Genomic DNA, 9061 nt, shown 5'->3' on the forward strand with positions numbered 1-9061 from the left:
ACAAAAATTTGTGGCGGGATTTTATCTAAATTTTTCCCTATTTTGAGTAGAAAATAGGCTTTTAGCCCCCTATATTCTTTGCTTGTTAATATGCTCGCTTCGATATAATTACCATTGCTCATAAAAATAAGGCTGTCGTTACCTATGCCAAATCTCAAATTTTTCTTAAATCTAAATATGATTAAGGGCGCAAACGCCAAAAATAAGGAGATCGGCACAATTAAAATTCCATAAGAAATTTTATTTTTAAAAGTTACTACCAAAGATAAAAGGATTATCCACGTAAACGCGACAAAAAATGTTGAAATTTTACCTTTTTTCGTCATTTTAAAAGTGGATGGCCCAAAGGTGCGTTTTATCGCAATTATTTCGGATAAATTTATAGAGTATAGGGTCGCTCTCTTTTTCTCGGAATAATATTCGATAACTGAATTTTTAAATTTTATATAACAGGTACCGAATTTACTTGGGAGCCCTAGCCAGCGTTTAACGGATCTCGGCGAGTCTTGCCTTGTTCCAAAATCTATGAAATTAAGAAAATACAGAAATGGCGAATAAAATTTAATCATCTCTATTGAATTATCTTTTATAGTTATCGGTTCTTTGTCGTAATCTCTAGCTTGAGTTTTAAAATTTTGCGATGGCATATCAGCGGCGCAAGAGAGATCGCTTGGCGATTTTTATTCAACGACATTCGTAAAATTTTGCTCGCTGGCATTTATAGAATTTTGCCTGCCATCGCTCGTAAATTTTAGCCCGCTGCCCACTAAATTTTGCTTATCGCAATTTTTATTTTGTAAGAAATCCTTTATATTTTTATCATACCGCGTTTTGCTTATGCCAAACCTAGCAATTTCGTCGTTATGCATTTGGCTCCTCCTTATATACGCTTGATTTATATATAACTATCGCGCGAGTTTGCACGCAGAGATCAGCCTTGCGCATTTTTTAAAATTCGCAAAATTTCGCTTATCTTTTGCGGCTCTTTAAAGCCTCGCGCGTCCTCCACGCGGCTGTTTAGATCGATAGCGTATGGGCGCAGTGCGAGTGCCTCACGGATATTTTGCGCGCCGATGCCGCCTGCAAGAATAAAAGAGATCGCACCACCTTTGAAAGCGGTGTTGCGCTTATCCGCGCTATCATCTTTTGTGGTACCCAGCTTGTCCACTTCTCCGCCGTCATTCGTAATATTTGGCGCGCCCGCCTCATAGTCGCTTGCGCCTTGATCATTGACGCCTTCGCTTGTGGGTCTTACACCACTCAGCCGAGCGGTAGCACACGCACTAAATTTGCACTCATCGTCATTCTTTTCGGCGCGACGATCGGCGCTCGTTTCTTGTTTCGTATTGCTCGATCGAACAATATCATGTGCGCGCTCGCTCGCTTCATTGCTATTAGAGGCACAGCACATGTTGCTTACTCTCTTGAGCTTCAAATTTCCGTTTTCGCTATGCTCCACGCAAGAATTGTTGCAGTCGCCGTTTTTATCGCGCTTTAAATTCCCCTCGCTATATCCGCTACAGATCGCGCTGTGTTTAAGATGGCTCCTTGCGCCGTCTGAGTCTTGAGCCGTGCCCACTACATAGCATTTTTCGTCACTTGCTACGTCATTTTGCGTATCGCAGCGCCCGCTAGCTGGGTCGTATTTTGTGCCGCCTATGTTTTGAGTTGCGCTACTCGCGCAGTATTTTTCATCGCGCGCCGCGCCGTATTGTTCTTCGCAGCCAAGCCCTGCGCGTCGTAACAGATCCCAGTCGAAGCTCACGCCGTTACCGCCAAGGCTCGCCCCTTTGGCGTCGAATAAGATCCGATCACAGCTCAAACCCTCAAGCGGCGGAATCTCAGCGCTGATACTTAGAACCTGCCACGCCTCGGTGCCTGCTGAGTTAAGACGTGTTTTGAAATCCGCACTTATGCGTCCGTAAATTTGAGCGCAGTCTAGCTCGCAAATGCTGCAAATTTTTAAAATTTGCTCCTCACTTAGGACTTCCGCGCCAAAAATTTCAGAATTTAGCTCCTCTGCCGAGGCGGGCGTGGCGCGGCTTGCGTTTAAATTTACGCTCAAATCGTCGCGCTCGTTTTCGTAAAATTTTAAGCCGCCGCTCGTGCCCGCGTAAATTTTATCTTCGCATGCGGCGACGCTGTGTTTTGCCGAGCTCAAAGCAAAGACTCCGACGCATTTTGTGCCCTTTTCATGCGCGATACGCGCAATTTCGCGCGCCGTTTCTACGCTGACGCAACGCTTGGAGCTTGACACAAAGATCACGCCCAAAAAATCCACGCGCACGCCCGAGCCGTCGCCATGGCTTCGTAAACCGCTACCGAAATTTTTATCGCAATCACAATTCTGCTCGCACGTAAAATTTGCGTGATCTTGCGTGCGGCATGCGGAATTCTCGCCGCCCTGATTAAAATTTTTAGCAAAATTCTTATTGGCAGAATTGAAATTTCGCGTAAAATTCTCGGCATCCGAATTGAAATTCCGCCCAAAATTTTCGCCGCAAAAATTAGGAGTTTTTATTGAGCTCTCGCTGCCTGATCGCGGTAAATTTTTAGCATCGTCCGCGCGCTCTAAATTTGCGCATAAAGCCGAGCTGCACGCCAGCACCGCGCGGGCTTCGGCGGCGCTTTTGATGCCGCAAATTTTGATCTTACTTCTGTACGACATATAAAAATTCCGTCACGTAAAGCTCGCGCGCGTTTAAATTTCTGCTCGCGCGGTAGGTCGGATAGCGGATCTCTATCGTGCGCACGGAGCCGATGTGCGCGAGGTTTTTTAAAAATTCCGCCTTCGAGATAAAGCCCTCTGAATTAAAAGAGATTATTAAAAATTTCGCCGGAAATTCCGCCAGCAGCGCAAAAAATTCCTCCGCAGCACTTGATTTTTTGTTATATGCCGAGCGGTTCCAGTCTGCGGGGATCCCGGAAACCCTGCTAAGCTCCGCAGCATTTGGGCTCTTGACCTCGTTTATAAAATCCGTGATCAAATTTAGCATGAAATAGTTCGAGCCGTAGGGGTGCTGATTGTAGGGCGGATCAAAATACGCGACGTCAAGCTGCGAAAAGCGCTCGCGCGCACTCTGTGCAAAGCGCGCGGCGTCCTCTTGAAAGACCGCGCTTTCGCAGGCGAAATTTGAAAGCACGGGCAGGCGTAGGGAAATTTCGCCCATTATGCGAGCTAGCGCGTTTTCGCCGCTACCGCCGAACTTGCCCACGCCCGCTTTATCCTTGTAAAAGCCCTTAAAAACGCCGCCCGTGTTTGAGTGGATGCTCGCCTCGCTAAGCAGCGGCGCGGTGAAAAAATCGCGAAATTTTTGTGGGATTTTACCGATCTGCTCGCAAAGCCCGCCCAAAATCAGGGCGTTTCGGCGCGTGTAAAAAGCGCGCTCGCCCGCCTTGATATTCTCATCGTTCTTCGGCGCGTACAGCTCGCTAAAAAAGCTCTCCTTCGGCGTAAAATTTCTTAAAATTTCAGCGTGCAGCTCGGTTAAATCCCGCCACAGCTCGTCGCTGAAATTTGAAAGATAGCAGGAGTTTATCGCGCGCGAGTAGCCCTCCAGATCGTTTGCGATCACGAGGTTTGAGTGAGCTTTAGCCAGTCGCGCGACGATGCCGCTGCCGCTAAAGACGTCCGCGAAGCTGATCTTGTCTCGCCCAAGCTCCGCCTTAATCTCGCAGATCGCACGCTCTATCGGCGCTAGCAGCGAGCGCTTGTTGCCCAGATAGCTGATGAGCTGCTCGCTTAAAAACTCCCTCTTTTCGCCGCTATCCATCTAAGCTCTCGCTCCTACGTAGTTTTCGTAAAATTTCCACGTTTTGCCCGATTTGATCGCCTCTAAAATGAGTGGCTTAGCCTCTGCAGGGCTTGACACGACATCGGCGCAGTATAGCGCAAACATCGCGTTTAGCACGACGATATCAAATTTTGGCCCGCTAAGCTCGCCTTTTAAAATTTGCTTTAAAATCTCAGCATTAGCCTCGCCGTCGCCGCCTTCTATATCGCCGTGAAATGCTCGCGCAAAGCCGAACTGCTCGGGATTTACGCGGTATTCTAAAATTTTGCCGTCCTTGACCTCGTGGATTAGCGTCTCGTCGCACAGGCTGATCTCGTCCATGCCATCCATGCCGTGCACCACCAGAGCGTGCTTGCGCCCCAAAATCATCAGCGTTTCGGCGATGAGCCCGTTTACTTCCTCCAGATAATTGCCTACGATCTGATTGCTTAGGCTTAAATTTGGATTTAAAAGCGGCCCCATTATATTAAAGACGGTGCCGATTTTTAGGCGGTTGCGCACCTCTTTGACCTCGGCGGTGATCTTGTGAAAAAACGGCGCGTGAAAAAACGCTAGCCCGGTGCGATCTAGCAGCGCTCTAATCTGCGCCAGATCGCTAAGTAGCGGCACGCCCAGAGCATCGAGCGCATCGGAGCTGCCCGATCTGCTGGTGATCGCGCGGTTGCCGTGCTTGGCGACGCGTACGCCGAAGCTCGCCGCGATAAAGGCCACGGTCGTGGAGATATTGATCGTCTTTAGCCTATCGCCGCCCGTGCCTACGATGTCAAACATCGGGCTCGGATCGTCGTAGGTGATCGAGTATTTTAGGATACTGCGCACGAGCGCCGTGAGACTGCTTGGATAGAGCGATTTTTCGCTGATCAGCACGAGCAGCCCAGCAAGCTGCACGATGTCGTAATCCTGCTCGTAAAGCGCCTTGCAAATGACGGCGTAATCGTCGCTGTCTAGCGGGAAGCCCTTTTGTAGCTTCAACATAAACGGGGCGAAATTTACCACGAGTTTCTCCTTTAAAATTATCTTTTTGCCGTAATTGATGAAATTTTCGATGATCTTTTTGCCGTATTGGGTAAAAAAGCTCTCGGGATGAAATTGAATGCCGAAAACCGGCTTACTTCGGTGCTTCATCGCCATTATAATGCCGTCATTTTCGCTCTTTGCTAAAATTTCAAACTCGCGCGGCAGCGTAGCTTCGTCCACATAAAGCGAGTGGTAGCGCATCACTTCAAATTTACGCGGCAACCCGCTAAAAAGCACGCCATCTGCGTAAATTTCGATCGTCGAGCTCTTGCCGTGAAGTGGCACCTCAAGCTGCTTTATCCCCGCACCCGCCGCATATCCGATCGCCTGATGCCCAAGGCACACGCCCAAAATCGGCACGTCCAAATCCGCGCGCAAAATATCCAGGCAGAGGCCGCTGTCTTTTGGATGATTTGGCCCGGGGCTTAGGATTATGTGCGACGGGGCAAGCTCGCGCACCCGCTCTAGCGTTATCCCGTCGTTGCGGAAGTAGCGCACCTCCTCATCGCTTAGCTCCAAAATGTATTGATAAATATTAAAAACGAAGCTGTCGTAATTATCTATCATTAAAATCAAAATTTTATCCTTTTTTAGGGCACTTGCGCCTCTTTAAAATTCTAAATAGTTTAAATTTAACCGCTTTGCGGCGGCTAAATTTAGCGCCGTTTTAGCGCCGCTGCGGGCTAAATTTAAATTCCACTCGCGGCTGCGGCATTACTACATCAGCTGCGACGTTACGCTACTTTGCAGCCGATATGTATCTCGGCTTTGCGGCGCCGAATGAAGCTCGCCGTTAAATTTAACGTCCTAGCGTCGAAACCGCTATTAAATTTAGCGGAATCAAACTCGCACCGAAAAGCGCCGCGCCCGGCTAGCTAAATTTAAAGCGTCTAAACTTCCTCGCATAGCTCCTCGATCGCTTTTAGCGGGCTTTTGCGTTTTTTGCAGATCTCCGCGTATTCGCTCTTTGGCGAGCTGTCGTAAACTATACCCGCGCCCGCGCCGATAAATACGAGATTACTTAGCCCTTCGTAGCCGAAATTCTCCGCGCTAAATTTAGCGACCTCAAACCGCATCGCGCGGCTAAAGCTCGGCTTGCTCTCTAAATTTAGTGCCTCGCCGCCTGCGCGAGCTAAATTTTGCGACTCGCCACTGCCCTTTTGCGTCGCGACACCGCAAAACTCCGTCGTCTCAGGATTTTCACCGCCGCAAAGCTCCGTCGCTTCGGACTTCCCCTCGCCGCAAGCAGAGTTTAAATTTAAGTTGGAATTTCGCTTAGAGTTCTCGTCCGAGCAGGAATTTTGCGCGTCGCGATTTACGAAGATCGCCGAGCGGATCAAGATCGCCTGCATCACGTCGCCGTTAAAGCGCCAAAACCCGATTCCGCCGCCGTATATGCCGCGCTCGTAGCGCTCCAGCTCGTTTATGATCTGCATCGCGCGGATCTTCGGGCTACCGCTTAGCGTGCCCGCAGGAAAGATCGTGCTAAGCACCTCAAACGCGCTTACCCCGCGCGGTTTGGTGCCGTAGACCTCGCTTACGATGTGCATCACGCTTTCGTAGCGCATGACGCGCATCGCGTTTTGCACCCGTACCGAGGCGGGCTCGGCAAATTTGCCGATGTCGTTGCGAGCTAGATCTATCAGCATCCGATGCTCCGCAAGCTCCTTTTCGTCGCTTAAAAGCTCGCGCTCAAGCGTCGCGTCGGCCTCGGCATTCGCGCCTCTGCTGCGGGTGCCCGCGATGGGAGCTACGAAAATTTCGTCCTTTTTGATCTCCATAATGAGCTCGGGGCTGGAGCCCGCGACGCAGCCGTACGGCGTCGGGAAGTGAAACATATAGGGGCTAGGATTGTTCTTTTTGAGTCGCTCGTAAAACTCCAAGCTGCCGAGATTCGTACCGACTTCTAAAATTTCGCCCAGCACGACCTGAAACACGTCGCCGCTTTTTATCTTTTCTTTTGCGGCCTCGACCATCGCGCTAAAATGCGACTCCTCGGCGCCTAGATCGGTTAAAATTTTAAATTTAAGCTCTTTTTTCTTAGGCTCAGACTTCGCCGCGGCTTGCGATTTCGATCCTATTTTTATCGCGGCGTCCGCTCTTGCGGCACTCTGCGGCGTGCCTTCCGCTTCGGCGGCTTGCTGCGAAGCCTGCGGGCTAAGCCCGCGCAGGTTTTCGTAAATTTGGGCATCTTTGCCGTAAGAATCGTAAATTTTGCTGATTTTATCGTAGTGCAGGTAGTTTGCGGCATCGGCGTAAAAAAACGGCGGGAAGTCATACAGCGCCTGCTTCGGTGCGCCGATATTTTCGAACGCGCGCACGATGTCGTAGCCCAAAACGCCGAAAAGCCCGGCAAAGTTTGCGTTTTTAAACTCGCTTGCGCCCGCTTTCGCGCTTTTTATCTCATCAAATTTAAGCTTTAGCGCCTCAAAGCTCATCTTAAATCCGTCGAAATAATCGCAATCGATGCCGATGATGACCTGAGTGTCGTCCTCTGCGAGGTAGCTTTGCGGATGCGTCTTTAAAATTTCGCGGTAGTAAAACAGCGGCTCTTCTAAAAGCATTTTCGTCCTTACAATTTTTAGCGCCATTATACGCTGCTTAGCTTAAATTTAGCGGGCGGCGCGAGCCTAGGCGGGCTTAATGCAAGCAAAATTTTAGTAAAATGAGCAAATTTTAAGGAGAGCGTATGAAAATTTTATTTTCCCCAAGCGAGATGAAAAGCGAGCTGGGTGGCGACACGCGCATTTGCGAGCAAAATTTCATCTTTGCAGATCTTTACGAAAAGCGCCTGCAGATGTTGCGCGCTTACGCGGATTTTGTGGATAAAGCAAACGAGGCGGAGCTTTGCAAGCTTTTCGGGCTGAAAAAATGGGATGCGGCTCTGCGCGAAAATATCTTTGAAAAAGGCTGCGCGAAGGCGCTTTTGCGCTACACCGGCACCGCATATCGCGCCCTAGGCTACGCGTCGCTAAGCCCCGGCGCGCAGGAGTTTGCGGAGCGAAATACGATAATTTTTTCAAACCTTTTCGGCCCCGTGCTGGGCGGCGACGCGCTGCCGAACTACAAGCTCAAGCAGGGCGAAAAATTTGGCGGCATAGACGCGGCGAAATTTTATCGCGATAGCTTCTCCGCCGCGCTAGATCGGTATCTGGCGGATGAATGCGTCGTGGATCTGCGCGCGGGATTTTACGAAAAATTTTATGAGATGAAGCACGAATATTTGAGTTTTAGTTTCATCAAAGGCGGCAAGGTGCTGAGCCACTACGCCAAAGCCTGGCGCGGTAAGGTGTTGCGCGAAATAGCCCTAGCAGGCGCTTGCAGCGAGGCTGAGGTGCTTGCGCTGCGTTTGGGCGGCGCTTCCGTGCTCGAGATCAAACAGATCGGGCCAAGAAAGGAGATCGTGCTGGAAATTTCATAAGGCGCAAAATCCGCTCGGAGAAATTTACGATCAAGTTTGCGGATTTAACGCGAATTTTTGCGTAAAATTTAGCTCGGAAAATTTGCTGCGAGTCCAAATCCCACCCCATCCAAAGCGATTTTACCTGGAGAAATTTGCGGTCGGAATTTCGGCGTGAGGATTTTGCGGCGGCGGCTTTTTGGTCTTTGAGAGGGCTTTGGGCTGCCTTAAACGAGCTTTTGGCGGTGAAATTTCGTCGTAAATTTTTACAAGAAATTCGCGCTCTTTGCGTTTCCGTGCGCTCTGCATAAAATTTTACGGCGATCTTGTTGTGACTTTGCGGCGATTTTTAGAATACGGAGCGTAGAAATTTCGCGGTATAATTTTGACTGAAATTTTACCGTGCGGAATTTTGCCGTATGAAATTTCGCCGCGATAGAATCCTGTCGAAAATTTAATCGCGGCAAAAATACTGCGCCCGCGATCTAAACGTAAAATTTTAATCCAAATTTACGCTAAACTGCCGCAGTCTAGGCGCAAAATTCTGATCTAAATTTATGCCGCAAATCCGCAAAAAAGTGGACGTAAGCGGGCTAGCTTCGTATAAAATTTTGAGCCAAAATTTCACACTTTGAAATTCCAAAAATCCGTAAACGCAGTAAAATACGCCATCGCTACAAACTCTAGTAACCTAGTGCATTAGAGTTTCTAGCCGAATTTCTGCAATTAAATTTCTACGCTCTGAAATTTCACGCTTTAAAATCCCGCAAATCCCCGCTCCTAAATCCAAAATTCCGCAAATTTAGCAAGCTTTAAATTTTAAAGCTATAAACTTCGCTTCAAATTTTAA

Annotated in this window: 7 protein-coding genes; 1 reads left to right on the plus strand and 6 read right to left on the minus strand. The window is 49.0% G+C overall.

Going from position 1 to position 9061, the window contains the following annotated elements; translation table 11 throughout:
- Positions 1–680 precede the first annotated feature (680 nt).
- The 5 genes from Q0140_RS08645 to Q0140_RS08665 form a co-directional block, all read right to left on the minus strand.
- On the minus strand, positions 681–869 hold the full coding sequence (locus Q0140_RS08645; RefSeq protein ID WP_297963774.1) for a hypothetical protein: 189 nt from the start codon (positions 867–869) through the stop codon (positions 681–683).
- Between the two features lie 62 nt (positions 870–931).
- Entirely contained in the window at positions 932–2668 is a 1737-nt protein-coding gene (locus Q0140_RS08650) for a hypothetical protein (RefSeq protein WP_297963776.1), read from the minus strand.
- The gene (locus tag Q0140_RS08655) at positions 2652–3773 is read right to left on the minus strand and encodes a DNA adenine methylase (RefSeq protein ID WP_297963777.1); all 1122 of its coding nucleotides are present in this window, start codon (positions 3771–3773) and stop codon (positions 2652–2654) included. The genes Q0140_RS08650 and Q0140_RS08655 overlap by 17 nt, the downstream gene beginning before the upstream one ends.
- Positions 3774–5387 carry an anthranilate phosphoribosyltransferase gene (gene trpD / locus Q0140_RS08660; protein ID WP_297963779.1) on the minus strand — a complete coding sequence of 538 codons (1614 nt, stop codon included), beginning with the start codon at positions 5385–5387 and terminating at the stop codon, positions 3774–3776. It abuts the gene before it with no gap.
- Between the two features lie 314 nt (positions 5388–5701).
- Positions 5702–7375 (minus strand): anthranilate synthase component I family protein, encoded by a 1674-nt coding sequence (locus tag Q0140_RS08665; RefSeq protein WP_297963781.1) that lies wholly within the window; start codon positions 7373–7375, stop codon positions 5702–5704.
- Between the two features lie 125 nt (positions 7376–7500).
- Here Q0140_RS08665 and yaaA point away from each other — a divergent pair, with 125 nt between their 5' ends.
- Positions 7501–8232: a peroxide stress protein YaaA gene (gene yaaA / locus Q0140_RS08670; protein ID WP_297963782.1), complete on the plus strand. Its 732-nt coding sequence runs from the start codon at positions 7501–7503 to the stop codon at positions 8230–8232.
- 478 nt (positions 8233–8710) lie between these two features.
- On the opposite strand, the gene Q0140_RS08675 is transcribed toward yaaA, so the two are convergent.
- Positions 8711–8854, minus strand: a complete 144-nt coding sequence (locus tag Q0140_RS08675; protein WP_297963785.1) for a hypothetical protein — start codon at positions 8852–8854, stop codon at positions 8711–8713.
- Between the last annotated feature and the right edge of the window lie 207 nt (positions 8855–9061).

The organism is uncultured Campylobacter sp. (assembly GCF_938045405.1).
In the GTDB taxonomy this organism is placed as follows: domain Bacteria; phylum Campylobacterota; class Campylobacteria; order Campylobacterales; family Campylobacteraceae; genus Campylobacter_B.

Coding starts and splice junctions, on each gene's coding strand:
- Q0140_RS08645 (WP_297963774.1), bottom strand. CDS start 869: ATGCATAACGACGAAATTGCTAGGTTTGGCATAAGCAAAACGCGGTAT.
- Q0140_RS08650 (WP_297963776.1), bottom strand. CDS start 2,668: ATGTCGTACAGAAGTAAGATCAAAATTTGCGGCATCAAAAGCGCCGCC.
- Q0140_RS08655 (WP_297963777.1), bottom strand. CDS start 3,773: ATGGATAGCGGCGAAAAGAGGGAGTTTTTAAGCGAGCAGCTCATCAGC.
- Q0140_RS08665 (WP_297963781.1), bottom strand. CDS start 7,375: ATGCTTTTAGAAGAGCCGCTGTTTTACTACCGCGAAATTTTAAAGACG.
- yaaA (WP_297963782.1), top strand. CDS start 7,501: ATGAAAATTTTATTTTCCCCAAGCGAGATGAAAAGCGAGCTGGGTGGC.